At 68.0% G+C, this 20,379-nt stretch carries 20 protein-coding genes; 12 read left to right on the forward strand and 8 right to left on the reverse strand.

Going from position 1 to position 20,379, the window contains the following annotated elements; all coding sequences use genetic code 11:
• The first annotated feature begins 74 nt into the window (after window positions 1-74).
• Window positions 75-803, forward strand: a complete 729-nt coding sequence (locus V6R91_RS09220; protein WP_336395239.1) for a VIT1/CCC1 transporter family protein — start codon at window positions 75-77, stop codon at window positions 801-803.
• Window positions 804-895: 92 nt separating this feature from the next.
• Here the strand turns inward: V6R91_RS09220 and V6R91_RS09225 are convergent, their stop codons facing one another.
• The 8 genes from V6R91_RS09225 to dnaA all read right to left on the reverse strand — a co-directional run bounded on the left by V6R91_RS09225 (window position 896) and on the right by dnaA (window position 11,815).
• Entirely contained in the window at window positions 896-1,300 is a 405-nt protein-coding gene (locus V6R91_RS09225) for a DUF3566 domain-containing protein (protein WP_067246256.1), read from the reverse strand.
• A complete protein-coding gene (gyrA, locus tag V6R91_RS09230) occupies window positions 1,297-3,846 on the reverse strand; it encodes a DNA gyrase subunit A (RefSeq protein ID WP_067246253.1) in 2,550 nt (849 codons plus the stop codon). Before gyrA ends, V6R91_RS09225 begins: the two co-directional genes overlap by 4 nt.
• A gap of 57 nt (window positions 3,847-3,903) precedes the next feature.
• Window positions 3,904-5,976 carry a DNA topoisomerase (ATP-hydrolyzing) subunit B gene (gene gyrB / locus V6R91_RS09235; RefSeq protein WP_336395240.1) on the reverse strand — a complete coding sequence of 691 codons (2,073 nt, stop codon included), beginning with the start codon at window positions 5,974-5,976 and terminating at the stop codon, window positions 3,904-3,906.
• Between the two features lie 117 nt (window positions 5,977-6,093).
• Window positions 6,094-6,585, reverse strand: coding sequence for a DUF721 domain-containing protein (locus V6R91_RS09240; protein ID WP_067246249.1), 492 nt, complete (start codon window positions 6,583-6,585; stop codon window positions 6,094-6,096).
• Window positions 6,578-7,879 carry a DNA replication/repair protein RecF gene (gene recF / locus V6R91_RS09245; protein ID WP_336395241.1) on the reverse strand — a complete coding sequence of 434 codons (1,302 nt, stop codon included), beginning with the start codon at window positions 7,877-7,879 and terminating at the stop codon, window positions 6,578-6,580. The genes V6R91_RS09240 and recF overlap by 8 nt, the downstream gene beginning before the upstream one ends.
• A 46-nt stretch (window positions 7,880-7,925) precedes the next feature.
• The gene (locus V6R91_RS09250) at window positions 7,926-8,411 is read right to left on the reverse strand and encodes a GNAT family N-acetyltransferase (RefSeq protein WP_271061633.1); all 486 of its coding nucleotides are present in this window, start codon (window positions 8,409-8,411) and stop codon (window positions 7,926-7,928) included.
• Window positions 8,411-9,550, reverse strand: a complete 1,140-nt coding sequence (gene dnaN, locus V6R91_RS09255) for a DNA polymerase III subunit beta (protein WP_067246237.1) — start codon at window positions 9,548-9,550, stop codon at window positions 8,411-8,413. The genes V6R91_RS09250 and dnaN overlap by 1 nt, the downstream gene beginning before the upstream one ends.
• 573 nt (window positions 9,551-10,123) lie before the next feature.
• Complete coding sequence (gene dnaA / locus V6R91_RS09260; protein WP_378822028.1) at window positions 10,124-11,815, reverse strand: chromosomal replication initiator protein DnaA; 1,692 nt, start codon at window positions 11,813-11,815, stop codon at window positions 10,124-10,126.
• Between dnaA and rpmH the strand changes: the two genes are divergently transcribed.
• The 11 genes from rpmH (at window position 11,814) to V6R91_RS09315 (ending at window position 20,375) form a co-directional block, all read left to right on the forward strand.
• Window positions 11,814-11,951, forward strand: coding sequence for a 50S ribosomal protein L34 (gene rpmH, locus V6R91_RS09265; protein WP_022879826.1), 138 nt, complete (start codon window positions 11,814-11,816; stop codon window positions 11,949-11,951). The genes dnaA and rpmH overlap by 2 nt on opposite strands.
• A 3-nt stretch (window positions 11,952-11,954) precedes the next feature.
• A complete protein-coding gene (rnpA, locus tag V6R91_RS09270) occupies window positions 11,955-12,290 on the forward strand; it encodes a ribonuclease P protein component (RefSeq protein WP_336395242.1) in 336 nt (111 codons plus the stop codon).
• On the forward strand, window positions 12,287-12,637 hold the full coding sequence (yidD, locus tag V6R91_RS09275) for a membrane protein insertion efficiency factor YidD (protein ID WP_067246229.1): 351 nt from the start codon (window positions 12,287-12,289) through the stop codon (window positions 12,635-12,637). The genes rnpA and yidD overlap by 4 nt, the downstream gene beginning before the upstream one ends.
• Window positions 12,638-12,640: 3 nt before the next feature.
• Window positions 12,641-13,717: a membrane protein insertase YidC gene (yidC, locus tag V6R91_RS09280; RefSeq protein ID WP_336395243.1), complete on the forward strand. Its 1,077-nt coding sequence runs from the start codon at window positions 12,641-12,643 to the stop codon at window positions 13,715-13,717.
• Window positions 13,714-14,226 carry a Jag family protein gene (locus V6R91_RS09285; protein WP_271061630.1) on the forward strand — a complete coding sequence of 171 codons (513 nt, stop codon included), beginning with the start codon at window positions 13,714-13,716 and terminating at the stop codon, window positions 14,224-14,226. The genes yidC and V6R91_RS09285 overlap by 4 nt, the downstream gene beginning before the upstream one ends.
• Before the next feature lie 87 nt (window positions 14,227-14,313).
• Entirely contained in the window at window positions 14,314-14,949 is a 636-nt protein-coding gene (gene rsmG / locus V6R91_RS09290) for a 16S rRNA (guanine(527)-N(7))-methyltransferase RsmG (protein WP_336395244.1), read from the forward strand.
• Window positions 14,950-14,998: 49 nt separating this feature from the next.
• Complete coding sequence (locus V6R91_RS09295) at window positions 14,999-15,391, forward strand: VOC family protein (RefSeq protein WP_336395245.1); 393 nt, start codon at window positions 14,999-15,001, stop codon at window positions 15,389-15,391.
• Between the two features lie 214 nt (window positions 15,392-15,605).
• Window positions 15,606-16,529 (forward strand): ParA family protein, encoded by a 924-nt coding sequence (locus V6R91_RS09300; RefSeq protein WP_336395246.1) that lies wholly within the window; start codon window positions 15,606-15,608, stop codon window positions 16,527-16,529.
• A complete protein-coding gene (locus V6R91_RS09305) occupies window positions 16,529-17,524 on the forward strand; it encodes a ParB/RepB/Spo0J family partition protein (protein WP_336395247.1) in 996 nt (331 codons plus the stop codon). Before V6R91_RS09300 ends, V6R91_RS09305 begins: the two co-directional genes overlap by 1 nt.
• A 956-nt stretch (window positions 17,525-18,480) precedes the next feature.
• On the forward strand, window positions 18,481-19,938 hold the full coding sequence (locus V6R91_RS09310) for a sugar porter family MFS transporter (RefSeq protein WP_336395248.1): 1,458 nt from the start codon (window positions 18,481-18,483) through the stop codon (window positions 19,936-19,938).
• Between the two features lie 104 nt (window positions 19,939-20,042).
• Window positions 20,043-20,375 carry a tryptophan synthase subunit alpha gene (locus V6R91_RS09315; protein ID WP_067246205.1) on the forward strand — a complete coding sequence of 111 codons (333 nt, stop codon included), beginning with the start codon at window positions 20,043-20,045 and terminating at the stop codon, window positions 20,373-20,375.
• The last annotated feature ends 4 nt before the right edge of the window (window positions 20,376-20,379 follow it).

Below are 20,379 nucleotides of genomic sequence, written 5' to 3' on the forward strand. Positions count from 1 at the left end.
GGAGACGGGTGTCGGTCGGCGGGGCCATGATGGACACGTCGGAGAGAAGGACGCATGAGCGAGGAGGAGGACGCATGAGCGGGATCGACGAGGCGCCGTCGCACGACGGGGAACCCCACGGCACCGGACTGGGCCAGAAGCTGAACTGGCTCCGCGCCGGGGTGCTCGGAGCGAACGACGGCATCGTCTCGGTCGCCTCGCTCGTCGTCGGCGTCGCCGGCGCGACGACCGACAACGCCGCGCTCCTCACCGCCGGGGTCGCCGGACTGGTGGGCGGCGCGATCTCCATGGCGCTCGGCGAGTACGTCTCGGTGAGCAGCCAGCGCGACACGGAGAGGGCGCTCATCGCCAAGGAGCGTCACGAGCTGCGGACCATGCCCGAGGAGGAGCTGGAGGAGCTCGCCGGGCTCTACCGCCGTCGTGGTCTCTCCGAAGCCACCGCCCGACAGGTCGCCACTGAGCTCACCGCGCACGACGCCTTGTCCGCCCACCTCGAGGTCGAGCTCGGGATCGATCAGGACGACCTGGTCAACCCGTGGCACGCCGCCATCTCGTCCGCGGTCGCCTTCACGCTCGGCGCCCTGCTGCCGCTTCTCGCGATCCTGCTGCCGCCTGCCGAGTGGCGGGTCCCGGTGACCTTCGTCGCCGTCCTGCTCGCCCTCGCGATCACCGGCACCGTGTCGGCGCGGATCGGCGGGGCCTCATCCCTCCGCGCCTCGATCCGCCTCGTGATCGGCGGTGCGCTCGCGCTGGCCGCGACCTGGGCGATCGGGACGCTGCTCGGCACGACCGGCGTCGTGTAGATCGTCGTGGCGGGGATCGGCACGACCGGTGTGCGGAGACGACGATGCCCCGCGCTCGAGGGAGCGCGGGGCATCGGACGCGGATCAGTGGATCAGCTGGAGGTGAATCCGACGAGCAGCCCGCCGGTGACCTTGACCGCGAGGTTGTAGATCCCGGCGATGATCGCGCCGAGCACGGTGAACACGACGAGGTTCAGGATCGCGACGACAGAGCCGAACGCCATGACCTGCGGCAGGCCCAGGACCTGCGTGAGCGAGATCTGTCCGTCCGAGAAGCCGCTGACGATCTCGTCCGCCTTGCCCACGAGCCCGGTGGCCTGCACGATGAGGTACATAAGGAAGAACGACACGATCGTCACGATCGCGATCGCGACCGCGCCGAGGAACGACAGCTTCACGGCCGACCAGAAGTCGACGTAGACCAGGCGCAGGCGAACCTGCTTCCCGGTGGTCTTCTTCGACGACTTCTTCGCCAGCTTGTCCGCTACCGTGCTCATTCGTCCGCACTCTCCTGGGGGGTCTGTGTGTCGGCGTCCGCGGTGTCCGCGCCTTCAGGATCTTCCGCTTCGGCCAGGCCGCGTTCGGTGTTCCGGGCGATCGCGAGGATCCGATCATCGTCCCCGGTCCGGGCGAAGACGACACCCATCGTGTCGCGTCCCTTCGCCGGCACCTCGGCCACGGCAGAGCGTACCACCTTGCCGCTGGCAAGAACCACCAAGACCTCGTCGTCCTCGGAGACGATGAGACCGCCCGCGAGGACCCCCCGATCGTCGTTGAGCTTGGCGACCTTGATGCCCTGTCCGCCGCGTCCCTGGACCCGGTACTCGTCCACGGCCGTGCGCTTGGCGTACCCGCCGTCGGTCACCACGAAGACGAAGCTGTCGTCGTCGACGAGGGACGCCGACAGCAGGCTGTCGCCCTCGCGGAACCGCATCCCCTTGACGCCCTCGGTCGCACGGCCCATCGGTCGCAGCGCCTCGTCGGTCGCGTGGAAGCGCAGCGACATGCCCATCCGGCTGATGAGCAGGATGTCGTCGACCGCGTCCGAGAGGAACGCGCTGACCAGCTCATCCTCCTCCCGCAGGCGGATCGCGATGACCCCGCCCTGGCGGTTGGTGTCGTAGTCCGTGAGCCGGCTCTTCTTCACCAGACCCTGTCGGGTCGCGAGCACGAGGTACTCGGCGGCGGCGTAGTCGCGGATGTCGAGGATCTGCGCGATCTTCTCCTCCGGCTGGAGCGCGAGGAGGTTCGCCACGTGCTGGCCCTTGGCGTCGCGGCCGGCCTCGGGGATCTCGTAGGCCTTCGCGCGGTACACCCGGCCCTTGTCCGTGAAGAACAGCAGCCAGTGGTGCGTAGTGGTCACGAAGAAGTGCTCCACGACGTCGTCCGAGCGCAGCTGCGCGCCCTTCACGCCCTTGCCGCCGCGGTGCTGCGACCGGTAGTTGTCGCTGCGGGTCCGCTTGACGTATCCCTCCCGCGTGACGGTGACGACCATCTCCTCCTCGGGGATCAGGTCCTCCATCGACATGTCGCCGTCGAAGCCGTGCAGGATGTGCGTGCGTCGCTCGTCGCCGAAGCGGTCGACGATAGCGGTGAGCTCCTCGCGGATGATCGTGCGCTGCCGCGCCGGGTCCGCGATGATCTCCTTGTACTCCGCGATCTGGGCCTCGAGCTCGGTGGCCTCGTCGATGATCTTCTGGCGTTCCAGCGCCGCGAGGCGACGCAGCTGCATCTGCAGGATCGCATCGGCCTGGATGTCATCGATCTCCAGCAGGGACTTCAGGCCCTCGCGCGCGTCGTCGACGGTGGGGGAGCGGCGGATCAGCGCGATGACCTCGTCGAGCGCGTCGAGCGCCTTGAGGTACCCGCGCAGGATGTGCATCCGCTCCTCGGCCTTGCGCAGCCGGAACTTCGTGCGGCGGACGATGACGTCGATCTGGTGGTCGATCCAGTGGGTGATGAACCCGTCCAGCGCGAGCGTCCGCGGCACGCCGTCCACGATCGCGAGCATGTTCGCGCCGAAGTTCTCCTGCAGCTGCGTGTGCTTGTAGAGGTTGTTCAGCACGACCTTCGCCACCGCGTCGCGCTTGAGCACGATCACGAGGCGCTGACCGGTGCGATCGCTGGTCTCGTCGCGGATGTCGGCGATCCCGTTGATCTTGCCCTCGCGGGCGAGGTCACCGATCTTCACGGCCAGGTTGTCGGGGTTCACCTGGTACGGGAGCTCGGTGATGACCAGGCACGTGCGGCCCTGGATCTCCTCGACCCCGACGACGGCGCGCATCGTGATGGAACCGCGTCCCGTGCGGTACGCCTCGTGGATCCCCTTGGTGCCGAGGATCTGTGCTCCGGTCGGGAAGTCCGGGCCCGGAACGCGCCGGATCAGTCCGTCCAGCAGCTCCTCGCGCGGCAGGTCGGGGTTGTCCATCGCCCACAGCGCGGCATCGGCCACCTCGCGGAGGTTGTGCGGCGGGATGTTCGTGGCCATTCCGACCGCGATGCCGACGGACCCGTTGACCAGGAGGTTCGGGAAGCGGGCCGGCAGGACGTCCGGCTCCTGGGTCTGCCCGTCGTAGTTGTCCGAGAAGTCGACGGTCTCCTCTTCGATGTCCCGCACCATCTCCAGCGCGAGGGGAGCCATCTTCGTCTCGGTGTACCGAGGGGCCGCAGCTCCCATGTTGCCCGGGGAGCCGAAGTTGCCCTGCCCCAGCGCGAGCGGGTAGCGCATCGACCACGGCTGCACGAGACGGACGAGGGCGTCGTAGATCGCCGAGTCGCCGTGCGGGTGGTACTGCCCCATCACCTCGCCGACGACGCGGGCGCACTTCGAGAACGACTTGTCCGGCCGGAACCCGCCGTCGTACATGCCGTAGATGACGCGACGGTGCACGGGCTTGAGCCCGTCACGTACGTCGGGCAGCGCCCGGCCCACGATGACCGCCATCGCGTAGTCGAGGTACGACCGCTGCATCTCGGACTGCAGATCGACCTGGTCGATCTTGCCGTGCTCGTGGTACGGCTCGGGACGTTCTTCGTCAGTCATGTGTGTGTCTTCTTCAATTTCCGGTCGTTGAGCGAGCGAAGCGAGACGAAACGCTCATCAGATGTCGAGGAAGCGGACGTCCTTGGCGTTGCGCTGGATGAAGCTGCGCCGCGACTCGACGTCCTCGCCCATCAGCACGCTGAAGATCTCGTCGGCGGCCGCGGCGTCGTCGATGGTCACCTGGCGCAGCGTCCGCGTCGTGTGGTCCATCGTGGTCTCCCACAGCTCCTTGGCGTTCATCTCGCCCAGACCCTTGTACCGCTGCACGCCGGCGTCCTTGGGCAGACGCTTGCCGTTCGCGGCGCCGTCCTTCAACAGGGCGTCGCGCTCGGCGTCCGAGTAGACGTACTCGTGCGGGGAGTTCGACCACTTGAGCCGGTACAGCGGCGGCATCGCGAGGAACACGAAGCCGGCCTCGATGAGACCGCGCATGTAGCGGAACAGCAGGGTGAGCAGCAGCGTGGTGATGTGCTGGCCGTCGACGTCCGCATCGGCCATGAGCACGATCTTGTGATAGCGCGCCTTCTCCAGGTCGAAGTCCTCGCCGATCCCGGTCCCGAAGGCCTGGATCATGGCCTGGACCTCCTTGTTGGCGAGGGCCTTGTCCAGCCGCGCACGCTCGACGTTCAGGATCTTGCCGCGCAGCGCCAGGATCGCCTGCGTGTGCGGGTCGCGCCCCTGCACCGCCGAGCCGCCGGCCGAGTCCCCCTCGACGAGGAAGATCTCGCTGATCGACGGGTCCTTGGACGTGCAGTCCTTGAGCTTGTCCGGCATCGAGGTGGACTCGAAGACGCTCTTGCGCCGCGCGGTCTCGCGCGCCTTGCGGGCGGCGAGACGAGCCGTCGCCGCCTCGACCGCCTTGGTCACGACGTTCTTGGCCTGCTTGGGGTTCCGGTCGAACCAGTCGCCGAGCTCCTCGCCGACGACCTTCTGCGTGAAGGCCTTCGCCTCGGTGTTGCCGAGCTTCGTCTTGGTCTGTCCCTCGAACTGCGGCTCGCCGAGCTTGATCGAGATGACGGCGGTCAGCCCCTCGCGGACATCGTCGCCGGTGAGGTTGTCGTCCTTCTCCTTGAGGATGTTGTTGGCGCGCGCGTAGCGGTTGACGAGCGTCGTGAGCGCCGCGCGGAACCCCTCCTCGTGCGTGCCGCCCTCGTGCGTGTTGATCGTGTTCGCGTAGGTGAAGACGTTCTCGGTGTACCCGGTCGTCCACTGCATGGCGACCTCGAGCGAGATCTTCCGCGTCGTGTCCTCGGACTCGAACGCGATGATCTCGTCGTTGACCACCTCGGCCTTGCGGACGTGGTTCAGGTATTCGACGTAGTCGACGAGGCCGCGCTCGTAGAGGAAGACGTCCGCGCGCTGGCGCGTGACGACGGTGCCGTCCACCTCCTCCTCGACCGTGGAGCCCTCGCGCTCGTCCAGCAGCTCGATGCGCAGCCCCTTGTTCAGGAACGCCATCTGCTGGAAGCGGGTGCGCAGCGTGTCGTAGTCGAACTCCACCGTCTCCTGGAAGATGGCGGGGTCGGGCCAGAACGAGATGCTCGTCCCGGTCTCCTCGGTCGCCTCGCCCTTCTCCAGCTTCTGCTGCGGGGCGCCGCCGTCGGCGAAGCGGTGCCGCCAGACGAAGCCCTTCTGCTTGACCTCCACGTCGAAGCGCGTCGACAGCGCGTTCACGACGGAGGATCCGACGCCGTGCAGGCCGCCGGAGACCGCATAGGCGCCGCCGCCGAACTTGCCGCCCGCGTGCAGGATCGTGAGGACGACCTCGACGGTGGACTTCGTCGGATCGGACGAGTGCGGATCCACCGGGATGCCGCGGCCGTTGTCGACCACCCGCACGCCGCCGTCGGCCAGCAGGGTCACCACGATGGTGTCGGCGTAGCCCGCCAGCGCCTCGTCGACGGAGTTGTCGACGATCTCGTAGACCAGGTGATGCAGACCGCGCGGTCCCGTGGACCCGATGTACATGCCGGGGCGCTTGCGCACCGCCTCCAGACCCTCGAGGATCTGGATCGAATCGGCGCCGTACTCGGCGGAGGGCGGTGCGTCCGGGGTCTGGGAACCCCCTGCGTTCTGGGGCGACGGGGTCGGGTTCGACTCGTTCTCGTCGGAGGGGGTTTCAGGCGTCATCGGAAGGCAGGCTCCACATCGAAATCTAGATCCCCATCCTATCGCGGATCGATCGCCGATGCTGGCTGTACGGCCTTCTGCGCGTCTGAATCCTTCGGGAACGGGATGGATCGTGCCTCAGCCGTAGGTATCGCGCGGACCCCGCCCTGGAACGGCTCTGGGACCCCATTTCCACGAGGGGACGTCCGGCCCGACGAAGCGGATGTTCTCGACGCCGGCCTCCGGGTAGCGGCGGCCGATCTCGGTGACGATGACGGCGCGCATGTACTGGAGGTTCTTCGCCCACGCCGTGGAGTCGCACTTCACCGTCAGCAGACCCCCCTCGAGCGAGACCGGCTCCGAGTGCTTCGCCGTGTCGGGCCCGGCGAGCTCTCCCCACTGCCGGACGAGGTCCTCCCGGCTCAGGGTCGTCTCCCATCCGGAGTCCTTGCTGAGCTTCGCGAGGACGTCGCCGAGGGTCCCCGGGTCCCGGCCGGGCGTGAACGGCGCGTTGTCGTCGTCGACGACGAGGCGCTTCTTGCGCTTCCAGGTGCTCGAACTGGGCTGGAGACCGCGCAGGCGGAGGTAGGTGGCGACCGTCTCCGGGACGCGGGCGTCGAGATCAGCCATCCGTCTCCTCCCCATCGGTCGTCGAGCCAGCGGAGGCCTCGGTCGTCGAGCGAGCGGAGGCCTCGGTCGTCGAGCGAGCGGAGGCCTCGGTCGTTGAGCGAGCGGAGCGAGACGAAACGTCGAGCGACCCGTCAGACGCCTCGCGCTCGTCCGTGATGGTACCCGCATGGATCCGCACGACATGGCGGTGCAGCACATCCGGGATGTCCGCCTCGACCGCAGCCGTGACGAGGACCTGTTCGTAGCCGGCGGTGATCCCCGCGAGCCGGCGACGGCGCTCGGCGTCGAGCTCCGCGAACACGTCGTCGAGGATCAGGACCGGATCGCCCGCCGGGGACTCGCGACGCAGCAGCTCCGCGGAGGCGAGACGCAGGCTCAATGCCACGGACCACGACTCGCCGTGCGAGGCGTAGCCCTTCACCGGCAGGTCCCGCACGCGCATGATCAGGTCGTCCCGGTGCGGGCCGACGAGGGTGAGCCCGCGCTCGAGCTCGGACGCGCGCTTGTCGGCCAGGGCCGCACGGAACAGCTCCGCGGTGGCGTCGGATCCGCCGCCGCCCTCGGCGTCGCCCCCGACTCCCTCCTCGGGATCCCCGCCGCGAATGGACTGGGCCCAGTGGAGCGTGGGACGGTGGTCCTCACCCGCGATCGCGGCGTACGCCTCGGTGAGCGGGGGCTGGAGATCGGCGGCCAGCCGGGTGCGCGCGTCGATGATCTCGGATCCGAGGGCGACGAGCTTGTCGTCCCACACGTCGAGGGTGGACAGCCCGTCGCCGCGGACCCCGCGGGCTCGGGCGGACTTCAGCAGCGCCGTGCGCTGACGCAGGACCCGGTCGTAGTCGCCGAGCACGGCGGCCATCCGCGGCGTGCGCTGGGTGAGCAGCTGGTCCGCGAAACGGCGACGTGACGACGGGTCCCCGCGGACGATCTGCAGATCCTCCGGCGCGAACAGGACGACATGCGCGTAACGCGGCAGGTCCGCGGTGCGCCCCGGCGAGCCGTTGATCCGAGCGCGGTTGGAGCCTGTGCGATTGATCTGCACCTCCACGAGCACGGTGCGCGCGCCATGGGCGAGCCGGGCGCGGACGAACGCGGCCTCCTCGCCGTCACGCACCATGGGGGCATCCGACGAGACCCGATGCGAGCCGAGGGTGGCGAGGAAGACGATCGCCTCGGCGAGGTTGGTCTTGCCCTGGCCGTTGCGGCCGACGAGGACGTTCGGGCCGCGGTGCAGAGTCAGGTCGGCGGTGGCGTAATTGCGGAAGTCCTTGAGGTTCAGGTGCTCCACGATCACGCGAGCAACCTTACCTTTCGGGTCCGACGTCCCTTCCGCGCGGGTGTCAGCGGACGCCTGCGGAGAGCTCGCGGGAGAAGAACACCGTCCCCGCGCGTCGCGCGGTCTCGATCATCCCCGCCTTCGCCAGCACCCGAAGGGATGCGACGTTGTCCTCGGCGGTGTCCGCGATCGCACGGAGCGCGCCGTGGGCCGACGCGATCCTCAGACCCGCGGTCACCGCGCCGGTCGCCCGCCCTCGTCCCCGGGCCGCGGGCACCAGTCCGTATCCGAACTCCACCGTCCCGGTCTCGTCCGGGGGACCGAAGAAGCCGAACCCGCCGACGGCGACGCCGGTCTCGTCCCGGATGACGTAGAGCGTGAACACCGGATCCGGATCCGGGTCCCGGACGAGCATCTGCAACGGATCCCGTTCGTCCTCGAAGGGGTACTGGGGGTGCCAGCGGTCGCCCGGGCGCTCGTCGCGCGAAAGGATCCGCACGGCCGTGGCCGGGGTGATCGGCTCGAGGCCGACCGGGGCCGGCCCGGACATCAGCGCAGCAGGAGGTTCGGCTGGAGGAGGTACTTGAACGAGTCCAGGCCCGCCTGGTCGACGGAGGTCTGGCTCGTGATCAGGACCGGGCTGAGCTTGTTGGCGTTGTCCGAGGAGGTGAAGGTCACCCGCACGAACTCGCTCTTCACCGCGCCGAGCGCCTCCAGCAGGTACTGCGGGTTGAGGCCGAGCGTGACGTCCTCCCCGAGCAGGTGGGCGTCGACCGACTCGGATGCCCGTGCCTGCTCGCTGCCCGAGGCGTCCATCGTGACGGTGTCGCTCGAGAAGGTGAACCGCAGCGGCGCCGACCGGTCCAGCACCAGGGCGACACGGCGCACCGCCTCGGTGAGGTCGGCGGTGTTCACGACGGCGTGGTGCTCGGTCTGCTCGGGGAACAGGCGTCGCACCGGCGGGAAGTTCCCCTTGATGAGCAGCGAGGTGACGGTCTTGTTGCCGGCGGTGAACGCGATGATCTCGCGATCGCCCGCTCCGGAGAACGAGATCTGGATGGTGCCGGCGTGGCCGAAGGTCTTCCCGACCTCCTGCAGCGTTCGGGCGGGGACGAGCGCCGTCTGCTCGGCCGACTCGCCGTCCCACGGGACGTCGCGCAGCGACACGCGGTACCGGTCGGTGGCGACGAGACTGAGCTGCTGGCCGCTGACCTCGAGCTGCACACCCGTCAGCACCGGGGTCACGTCGTCGCGCGAGGCGGCGAACGCGACCTGCGCGATCGCGGTCCCGAAGTCCTCGGCCGGCACCACGCCGGACGTCCCGGAGACCTCGGGGATCGAGGGGTACTCCTCGACCGGCATCGCCGCGAGGGTGAAGCGGGCCGAACCGCAGCGCACGGCGACCCCGCCGTCCTCCTCGACCGCGATCTCGATGGGGGCGTTCGGCAGGCGGCTGGCGATGTCGGACAGCAGGCGCCCGTGCACCAGGATCGTGCCCGGCTCGTCGACGGTGGCCTCGATGGTCGTGCGGGCGGAGGCCTCGTAGTCGAAGGCCGACAGGGTGAGACCGTTCTCGTCCGCCTCGATCAGCACGCCCGCGAGGATCGGCTGCGGGTTGCGCTGCGGCAGCAGTTTCACGACGAAGGACACGGCTTCGCTGAACACATCCCGGTTGACCTGGAACTTCACGGTCGCTCCTTCGTCGTTGTCCCACGGCTGTCGCCGCCTCATGGCGCACGCCACGGGCTCCCATGCTATGCCACGAGTCCAGCCGCACACATGCCGATTCCGGAACCTTGGACGCAGGGACAGAGGCGTCCGGGCGTGGTCGCGCGCGCTCGCGCGCGCGAAAGATAACCGCTTCGGCGGAGCGGGAATGACACGTCCGCGCGGCGTCCCCCACATGCCTCCCCGAGGTGATCGAGCCACCTCATTCGGGTTAACTCGTTAACGGTGTTAACAACTGTGGATACTGTGGATAACTCTGGGGATTCCTGACGGGACAAGGGAACTACACGCGTGTGACATGTGGATTTCCTGCGGAAACCGTGGGATCGGAGGGGGACCGCCCGATCCGCTCCTCGACGGGTTATCCACAGGGCGGGGATGCGGATGGGGATCGGGACCCCCGGCCGACGAGATTCATCCACAAGTTATCCACATGTGCAATTCCGAATACTCGACGCCGTCCCGGCACGTCAAATCCGTCGTCCCGGGCATGGCGCGACGACGCGGGCCGCGCGAGGCGCGGCCGGGGGGCGCTCAGCGGCGGCCGAGCTGCGCGGTGATCTCCGTCACCTGGTTGTAGATCGAGCGGCGCTCCTTCATGAGGTCGCTGATCTTCTTGTACGCGTACATCACCGTGGTGTGGTCGCGGTTGCCGAACAGCTGCCCGATCTTCGGCAGGGACAGCTCGGTGTGCGTGCGGCAGAGGTACATCGCGATCTGACGGGCCGTCGCGATCTGCTGCGAGCGGCTGGAGCCGTAGAGGTCGTCGACGGTGAGCTTGAAGTACGCGGCGGTGGCCGTGATGATGTCGGTCTGCGAGATGAAGTTGTCCTCGGCCTGATCCACGATGTCGCGGAGCACCGTCTGGGCGAGGGACATGTCGAGGGTCGACCGGTTGAGGCTGGCGTAGGCCGAGACGCGGATGAGGGCGCCTTCGAGCTCGCGGATGTTCGACGACACCTTCGTGGCGATGTACTCCAGGACCTCGTCCGGGATGTGCAGGGCCTCGCTCTGCGCCTTCTTGCGCAGGATGGCGATGCGGGTCTCCAGGTCCGGCGCCTGGACGTCGGTGATGAGACCCCATTCGAAGCGGCTCCGCATCCGATCCTCGAACCCGGTGAGGAGCTTCGGGGCGACGTCGCTGGTGATCACGACCTGCTTGTTGTGGTCGTGGAGCTGGTTGAAGGTGTGGAAGAAGGCCTCCTGCGTCTCCGCCCGGCCCTGGAGGAACTGGATGTCGTCGATGAGGAGGATGTCGACGTCGCGGTAGCGGGCCTGGAAGGCGGCTCCCCGGTTGTTGGCGATCGAGTTGATGAAGTCGTTCGTGAACTCCTCGCTCGAGACGTACCGCACCTTCACCCCGGCGTAGAGGGACTGGGCGTACTCGCCGATCGCGTGGAGGAGGTGGGTCTTGCCGAGGCCGGAGTCGCCGTAGATGAACAGCGGATTGTACGCCTTGGCCGGTGCCTCGGCGACGGCCACCGCCGCGGCGTGCGCGAAGCGGTTGGACTGGCCGATGACGAAGTTGTCGAACGTGTACTTCGGGTTGAGTCGTGAGTCGTGGCGGATGGGCGTCGGCTGCTCGATCGGGGACTCCGCCCGCTGCTGCTCCTGGCGGCTGCCGGCGAAGTCGGCGACCGGGATCGGCATCGTCGGCTGCTCCGCGAGCTCGTGATTCACGACGACGCGGAACGAGGTGACCTCGTCGCCGGCCGTCGCGAGCGCCTCCATGATCGGCAGGCGCAGACGCTTGTTGATCTGCGCGGCGGTGAGATCGTTCGGCACGTCGAGGTACAGCGTGGACTGCATGACCCCGGCCGGGACGGCGAGACTGAGGAATCCGTGGAGCTGCGGGGTGACGCGATCGTCATGGGCGAGGGCGTCGAGGAGGATGCTCCAGATGGGGACCTCGGGCTGCGCGTCTGACGACATGGTGCTCCGGATGCTCGGAACGGCGGGCATCGGGGGGAGCCGCCTGTGGATAACTGCTCGTGCCACGCTAGTCAGAGCGGCCCCCGAGGGCAACCTGCGCGCGGAACTCCGCGGCTGCGTGTCCCTTCCCCACGATTCCCACAGGTTGTGGATAATGGTGCTCTGCGCCTCGCCGGTTTGCGATGTGGGGGACGACGTCGTAGCCTTAATCGGTTGACTTATGCCATCTCGGCATGCATCCGATCCGTCTCCGGCCGCAGCGATCCCGGTGACATCCCTCCCGGAGTAACTCATGAGCAAGCGCACTTTCCAGCCCAACAACCGTCGTCGCGCCAAGAAGCACGGCTTCCGCGCCCGCATGCGCACCCGCGCCGGCCGCGCCATCCTCTCGGCCCGCCGCGCGAAGGGCCGCACCGAGCTCTCGGCGTAAGTCGTGCTCGCCCGCCCGTATCGACTCACGCGCGGGAGCGACTACCGAACGGTGGTCCGGCGCGGGAGGCGTTACGGCGGTGCGCGAGTGGTGACGTCCGTGCTGTTCACCGGTGAGGACCGGGCTCCCCGCTTCGGCTTCATCGTGAGCAAGCAGGTGGGCGGCGCCGTCGTGCGCAACACGGTGCGGCGTCGACTCAAGGACGTCTGTGCGCGCAACCTCGACCGGGTCCCCGCCGGAACGGACGTGGTGATCCGGGCCCTTCCCGGTTCCGCGGACGCGCCGTTCGCCGACCTGCTCACCGACGTCAGTCGAGCGCTCGCGCGGAGCACGGCATGAGCGCCCTCCCCGCCTCGGCACGCGGCACGGCGCATCTGCACGCTCCGGACGCGCTGCGCGCGATCCCGCTCGTGCCGCGGAATCTGGTCCTGGGCTTCCTCACCGCCTACCGGGCCGTGATCTCGCCGCTGTACGGGGACGTGTGTGCGTACTATCCCTCCTGTTCCGCCTACGCTGTATGTGCGGTGCAACAGCATGGCGCCGCGAAAGGCGCGGTGCTCGCGGCATGGCGCATCCTGCGGTGCAACCCCTGGACTCGCGGCGGTGTGGATGACGTGCGGCCGCACCCGAACTTCCGACACGCTCTCACCCCTCGAGGGTTCGTCGTCCCCTCCCGAAAGGACTGAACGGTGGGCCTAGACATCCTGCTTGCCTCCAGCACGCCGGCTCCGAGCTCCGGCGGAGGCTTCGACCTGATCGGCATCATCATGTGGCCGTTCAAGTTCCTCGTCGAGGCGATCCTGGTGGGGTGGCACTGGCTGCTGACCGCGGTGGGGCTTCCCGCCGCGTCCGGTCTCACCTGGGTGCTGTCGATCGTCGGTCTCGTGATCGTGATCCGCGCGGCCGTCTTCCCGCTGTTCGTGCGGCAGATCAAGAGCCAGCGAAAGATGATGGAAATCGCTCCTGAACTGCGGAAAGTTCAGGAGAAGTACAAGGGCAAGCGGGATCAGCTCAGTCGCGAGGCGATGAGTCGCGAGACGATGGCGCTGTATAAGAAGCACGGGACGACCCCCGTCTCGAGCTGTCTGCCGCTCCTCGTGCAGATGCCCTTCCTGCTGGGTATGTTCTACACGCTGAGCGATGTCAAGAAGCACGCCGAGGCGGGTCTGGGCGGCGTCGGCCTCCTCGGCGCCGAGCTCACCAAGCAGTTCTACGACGCGACGCTGTTCGGCGTCGCCCCGCTGCACACGAGCCTCATCGATGCGGTGAACACCAAGCCCGCGGGCTGGGAGCTCACGGTCATCATCCTCGTGATCCTCGTGATCCTCATGATCGGCTCGCAGTTCTTCACGCAGCTGCAGATCATCTCGAAGAACCTGTCGCCCGAGGCCAAGACCGGCCAGGCGTATCAGATGCAGAAGATCATGCTCTACGTACTGCCGCTGGGCTTCATCTTCTCCGGTCTGTTCTTCCCGCTCGGCGTCGTCATCTACTGGTTCGTCAGCAACCTGTGGACGATGGGCCAGCAGTTCCTCGTCCTGCGCGAGATGCCGACCCCTGGGTCGGACGCGGCGAAGGCCCGTGAGGAGCGCCTCGCCCGCAAGGGGAAGGCGATCGACGCGTCCGGGAAGGTCGTTCCGATGTCGGTCTACGAGGCCGAGCAGAAGCGCATGCTCGAGGAGGCGGAGCGCGCCAAGGCGGAAGCCCCCAAGCGCCAGCAGCCGATGGGCAAGAAGCGTGCGAAGAAGAAGGGGGAGTCGTCATGACCGAGCAGGACATGACCGTGGAGGATCCCACTGTGGGCGACGACGCCCCGGAGGTCGAGGATCTGGAGCACGAGGGTGACGTCGCGGCCGACTTCATCGAGGGCCTTCTCGACATCGCCGACATCGACGGCGATCTCACGCTCGATGTGAAGCAGGGACGGGCGTACGTCTCGGTGGACGCGGACGGCGACTCGCTGCGCGTGCTGTCCGACCCGGACACTGTGCAGGCGCTGCAGGAGCTGACGCGACTGGCGGTGCAGAGCAAGACCGGCTCGTTCTCCCGGCTCATCCTCGATGTCGGCGGATCCCGCGACGCGCGGCGCCGCCAGCTCGAGCGTCTCGTCGACGCCGCGGTGGCGAAGCTCGACGAGGGCGCCACGCAGGCGTCCCTGCCGTCGATGTCCAGCTACGAGCGCAAGCTGGTCCATGACATCGTGAGCGAGCGCGGCCTCGTCTCGGAGTCCTACGGTGAGGGTGCCTCGCGGCACACTGTGATCCGGCGCGTGTGACGTTTCACGTGAAACACTCTTGTTCGTACGTGGACGTCTGCATGCCTTACGTCTGCAAGAAGAGCCTGGGACAGGTGAAGCCCTGACATGAGCACCGACACCTTCCTCGAACCGGAACCCGATGTGGCCGCCTCGCTCTTCGGGGGCGGGATGGCCAAGGCTCGGTCGTTCGCCGAGGCTCTGGCGCGCGAGGGGGAAGAGCGCGGACTGATCGGGCCGTTGGAGCTCCCTCGCCTGTGGACGCGGCACATCCTGAACAGCGCGATCGCCGCGCCGCTCTTCCACGGATCGGTCGCGGACGTCGGCTCCGGCGCAGGTCTGCCCGGTGTCGTGTTGGCGATCGCCCGCCCGGACGTGCAGTGGACGCTCATCGAGCCCATGGAACGGCGGGTCACCTGGCTGTCGGAGCAGGTCTCCGCCCTCGAGCTCGGCAATGTGGAGGTCCTCCGCGGCAGGGCGGAGGAGGTGAAGCGCTCCGGTTCCTTCGACATGGTGACGGCCCGGGCCGTCAGCGCGATGCGCACACTGATCCCTCTCACCGCCCCGTTGGTCAAGGACGGCGGCGAGCTCGCGCTGTTGAAGGGGCTCAAGGTGCAGAACGAGATCGATGCGGCGCAGAAGCAGCTGAACCGATTCCGTGTGAGCGACCTGCGCGTGGAGGTCCTGGGCGAGGGCGTCCTCGCGGAGACGACCCGCGTGGTCCGCGCGCGCGTCCGGGCCTGAGCCGGTCACGGCCCCCGCAACGTCTGAGTGCAAGAACGGGATCCCGCGTATGACCGGTCTGCATCACGTGGAGATCTGGGTGGGGGACCTCGCCACGGATCTCCCACCCTGGCGGTGGCTGCTCGGAGCCCTCGGTTTCGAGCGTTCGGCGGCGTGGCCTGAGGGGGAGACCTGGGCGGTCCAAGGGTGTTACCTGTCGATCACCCGGCCGCCGACCCTCGAAGATCTTGCGCATGACCGCCGCCGCGCCGGAGTGAATCACCTCGCTTTCGATGGCGGTTCTCGGGACGAGGTCGACAGAGTGATGGGTCGTGCCCGTGCCCATGGGTGGACACCCCTGTATCACGATCGGTATCCCCACGCGGGCGGGCCGAGCCACTATGCGGGGTGGCTGGAGAACGGTGCGGGCTTCAAGGTCGAGGTCGTCGCGACGGATACCTGAACGATGCCCGTTTCACGTGAAACATGGGTTAGTCGAGCTCCGCACTTCGCAGGCGTGCCCCCTGGGGGTCACCGCAGCCGATCGGGCCCCAAGCCGAACGGAGTGTTTCACGTGAAACGTCTCCACAGTCCCGGTCCTCGTTCTTCTGTGTCAGGATCGCCGATTAGAGTGGAGAGGCGCATCGCGCCGATCGATCCCCAGCCAGAAGGAGTGGATGTTTCACGTGAAACAGTCCCAGAAGAGCACGACGGCGGGATTCGGGTCGGATACCCCGCTCGCCCGGGAACTCGCGGATCTGACGGTGCGACGCAAGGCGCTCGAGGGAGTGACCGTGTCCTTCGAAGGACCGACCCGGATCTTCACGGTGTCGAACCAGAAGGGTGGCGTCGGGAAGACGACGACTGCGGTCAATGTCGCATCGGCGATGGCCGCGCTGGGTGCATCCGTGCTGCTGATCGACCTCGATCCTCAAGGGAATGCCTCGACGGCAGTCGGTGTGCCGCACACCGCTGATCTCCCGAGCATCTACGACGTCCTCATCAACGATGCCCCGCTCTCGACGGTCGTGCAGGACAGCCCCGAATCGCCGCGGCTGCGCTGCGCGCCCAGCACCATCCATCTGGCCGGTGCGGAGATCGAGCTCGTCTCCCAGGTGGCTCGAGAGCATCGACTGCGCACCGCCCTCCACGACTACCTCGCCGAGAACCCGACGGACATCGTCATCATCGATTGCCCGCCGTCCCTCGGACTCCTCACGATCAACGCGTTCACGGCGGCGACGGAGGTCATGATCCCGATCCAGTGCGAGTACTACGCGCTGGAGGGGCTCAGTCAGCTTCTCGGCAGCATCCGGATGATCCAGAAGCACTTGAATCCAGTGCTCCGGTTGTCGACGATCCTGCTCACCATGTTCGACGGGCGTACGCGGCTCGCGCAACAGGTCGCGGAAGAGGTCCGGGAGCATTTCCCCGACGAGGTGCTGGAGACGGTGATCCCACGGTCCGTTCGTGTCTCTGAAGCGCCGAGCTTCGGGCAGACCGTGATTACCTACGATGGGCAGTCGGTGGGCGCGATCGCCTACCAGGAGGCTGCGGTGGAGATCGCCGAACGGGCGAACACGACGAAGAAGGGGAACTGATGGCCAAGCGCACAGGACTGGGGCGGGGCATCGGTGCATTGATCCCCACGACGGAGCAGACCGAGCGTCCCGTCGATGTGTTCTTCCCCGGCGCGAAGATCAAGGACGACAAGGCAGGATCGACCGCGGAACCCGCCGCGACATCGGCGGAGGCGGATTCGGGGGAGGACCTTCTGGCCGTCCCGGGTGCGCGGCTGATCCGCGTCGACCCGCACGAGATCGTCCCGAATCCGCGCCAGCCACGAACCCACTTCAAGGAAGAGGACCTGGCCGAGCTCGTCCACAGCGTGCGAGAGTTCGGTGTGCTGCAGCCGGTCGTGGTGCGGAAGAACGCCGAGGGCGCGTACGAGCTGATCATGGGGGAGCGCCGCACCCGTGCGGCTCGCGAAGCCGGTCTGGAGAGCATCCCCGCGATCCTGCGCGAGACGGCGGATGAGGACCTCCTGCGGGACGCGTTGCTGGAGAACCTGCACCGGTCCGAGCTCAACCCGCTCGAGGAGGCGTCGGCCTACCAGCAGCTTCTGGAGGACTTCGGGATCACGCAGGAGGAGCTGGCCACGCGGATCGGGCGCTCTCGGCCGCAGATCAGCAACACCATCCGTCTGTTGAAGCTGCCGGTCCCGGTGCAGCAGCGCGTCGCGGCCGGGGTGCTCAGCGCGGGCCACGCTCGTGCGATCCTCTCCTTGGACGACGCGGACGCCATGCAGCGGCTCGCGGACAAGGTGGTGAATGAGGATCTCTCCGTCCGCGCGACCGAGGAAGCGGCGAAGAACATCGCCACCGCAGGCGCGTCTACCGCGGGGTCCAAGCCGCAGCCCGGTGCCCGCCGTGCCTACCTCGATGAAGTCGCCGGCAAGCTGGGGGACCGCCTCAACACCCGTGTGCAGATCGCGCTGGGCGCGCGGAAGGGACAGGTGAAGATCGAGTTCGCCTCCATCCAAGACCTGAACCGCATCCTCGGTGAGCTGGGGGAGGAGAACTTCGGCTCTCGCTGAGGGATTCGAAAGGCAAGGGGTGGCTCTCGTGACGAGGGCCACCCTTGGTCGTCCCGGCGACGTTTCACGTGAAACAGCTCGGTCGGTGGTGGCGGTTCTCGGTCGTTGATCGAGGAGCGCAGGGACGGGTCGAAACGCGCTGACCCGGTCTCCGGTGTGGGTGCGGCCGCTGCGCGATGGCCTCGTCCGTTTCGCGGTCCCCCGCCGTCCTTCGGTCGGCTCCCGCCAGGCCCGATGCCGGCGCGTCGGACGAGGCCATCGCTCCGCTCAGCTCCCGGGCGCCCCCTTCCCGGTCACCCTCCGGTCGTTGAGCGAGGAGCGTAGCGACGAGTCGAAACGCGGTGACCCGGGGCTAGGGCGTTTCGTCTCGCTGCGCTCGCTCAACGACCGACTCTTCTTCCGGTCGTTGAGCGAGGAGCGCAGCGACGAGACGACACGCGGCGACCTGGGGCTGGGGGCGTCTCGCGGCGCTCGCTCAACGACCGAGGGAGGGGAGGGCGTGGCTGTCTCCGCACGTTTCACGTGAAACGTCGCGGTTGTCAGGTGGTTGCCGGGTTTCGTCTCCGGGAGACCTGCACTGAGCGAGCGAAGTGAGTCGAAGTGTCGCTCAACGACCGACACCTGTTCCGGTCGTTGAGCGAGGAGCGCAGCGACGAGACGAAACGCGGCAACCCGAGGCTGGGGCGTTTCGTCTCCGGGAGACCTGCACTGAGCGAGCGCAGCGAGTCGAAGTGTCGCTCAACGACCGGTGGGGATCACAGCGAGTCGAAGTGTTGCTCAAGGAGCGGGGCCGGGATGTTTCACGTGAAACGGTCCGCGCGGGAGAGCCGAGCAGAATCGACCCGCGCATCGATGCGCCGCGCCGGGACGCTCTTGCGCCCGTGACGCTCTCGGGTGTCGAATCGACTCACACCTCGCCGGGGGGCGGCGATGACGAAGTCGACGAGGAGGAGCGGATGATGCACGCGCGCGATGACAGTATCGGGTTGCCGGAGTCGATCGAGGGGGAGGGATCTGGTCGTGCGGCGGGCGTGGTCAGGATCGCCGTCGTGGCGGCGCTCGGCGGATTCCTCTTCGGATACGACAGCGCGGTGATCAACGGCGCGGTCGCCGCCGTGGAGTCCACGTTCCACGCCGATCCCGTCTCCCTGGGGTTCGCCGTCGCCTCCGCCCTCCTGGGCGCTGCCGTCGGCGCTCTGGCGGCAGGTCGGGTCGCGGACCGGGTCGGACGGCTGGCCGTGATGAAGATCGCTGCCGTGCTGTTCCTCGCCTCGGCACTCGTGACCGGCTTCGCTCCGGAGCTGTGGGTGCTGGTCGTCGGACGCATCGTCGGCGGCCTGGGGGTCGGCATGGCCTCGGTCATCGCCCCGGCCTACATCGCCGAGATCGCGCCCGCCCGGATGCGCGGGCGTCTCGCCTCGCTCCAGCAGCTCGCCATCGTGACCGGCATCTTCATTTCTCTGCTCGTCGACTTCCTCATCGCGTCCGCGGCGGGAGGGTCGGCGGAGCCGTTCTGGTTCGGGCTGGGGGCATGGCAGTGGATGTTCCTGATGATGGCCGTTCCCGCCGTCGTCTACGGGGTTCTCGCCCTCACGATCCCGGAGTCCCCGCGCTACCTCGTCTCCCAGCACCGGGTCGATGAGGCGCGCACCGTGCTCACGTCCCTCTTCGGCCCCGAGAAGATCGAGACGACCATCATCCGGATCCAGAACACGATGGAACGGGCGGTAGCGCCCTCGTGGAGCGACCTGAAGAGCCCCACAGGACGCGTCGCCGGCATCGTCTGGGTGGGGCTGCTGCTGTCGATGTTCCAGCAGTTCGTCGGGATCAACGTCATCTTCTACTACTCGAACATCCTCTGGGAGGCGGTCGGGTTCGCCGAGGGTGACGCATTCATCTTCACCGTGATCAGCGCCACCATCAACATCCTGACGACCCTGATCGCGATCGCCACCGTGGACCGGATCGGCCGCAAGCCCCTGCTGATCATCGGATCCATCGGCATGACGATCACGCTGACGACCATGGCGGTCGTGTTCGGGACGGCACCGGTCCGCGACGGCGCGCCGGTGCTGGAGGGTGCGGCGGGGCCGATCGCGCTCGTCGCGGCGAACCTGTTCGTGATCGCGTTCGGCATGTCCTGGGGTCCGGTGGTCTGGGTCCTGCTGGGGGAGATGTTCCCGAACAGGATGCGCGCGGCCGCCCTGTCGTTGGCTGCGGCGGGACAGTGGGTCTCCAATTGGCTCATCACGGTCTCCTTCCCCGGGCTGAAGGACTTCTCCCTCGGGCTGGCCTACGGCCTGTACGCGGCGTTCGCGCTGCTCTCCCTGCTCTTCGTGACGAGGTTCGTCCGCGAGACGAAGGGCCGATCCCTCGAGGACATGGGCGAGGACGTGGTCGCGCCCATCCACTGACCGTCCTCCGCGTGTCCGGACTCCGCGAGCGAGGCGTCCGGCGCGCGGAGGACGCCCGTCCGCCGAACGGGTCCGGTGTCGGATCCGGCGCGTAGGCTGGACGGGTGACCGACTCCCCGACCCGACGCGCGAGCCTCGAGGTGCTCCGCGCCGAGGCGGCGGACGAACGCGCCGTGCTCGTCCAGGAGCGCCTGCACGGGGGAGAGGACCCGTGGGAGTTCATGGAGGAGCTGCCGACGGTGGACGAGCTCGTCGTGCTGCTTCTGCGGGCAGAGGACCTGGGGTCGCAACGGCGCCCGGACCCGGAGGAGAACTTCCGCGTGCTCCGGCGGATCGCGCTGGACTTCCCGCCGCTCACCCCGGTCGTGTGGCGGTTCCTCGGGCACCGCACCTCCCACCGTCGGTGGGACGCCGCCGTGCGCGGAAACGCCTCCTGACCCC

The organism is Microbacterium sp. CCNWLW41, assembly GCF_037083505.1.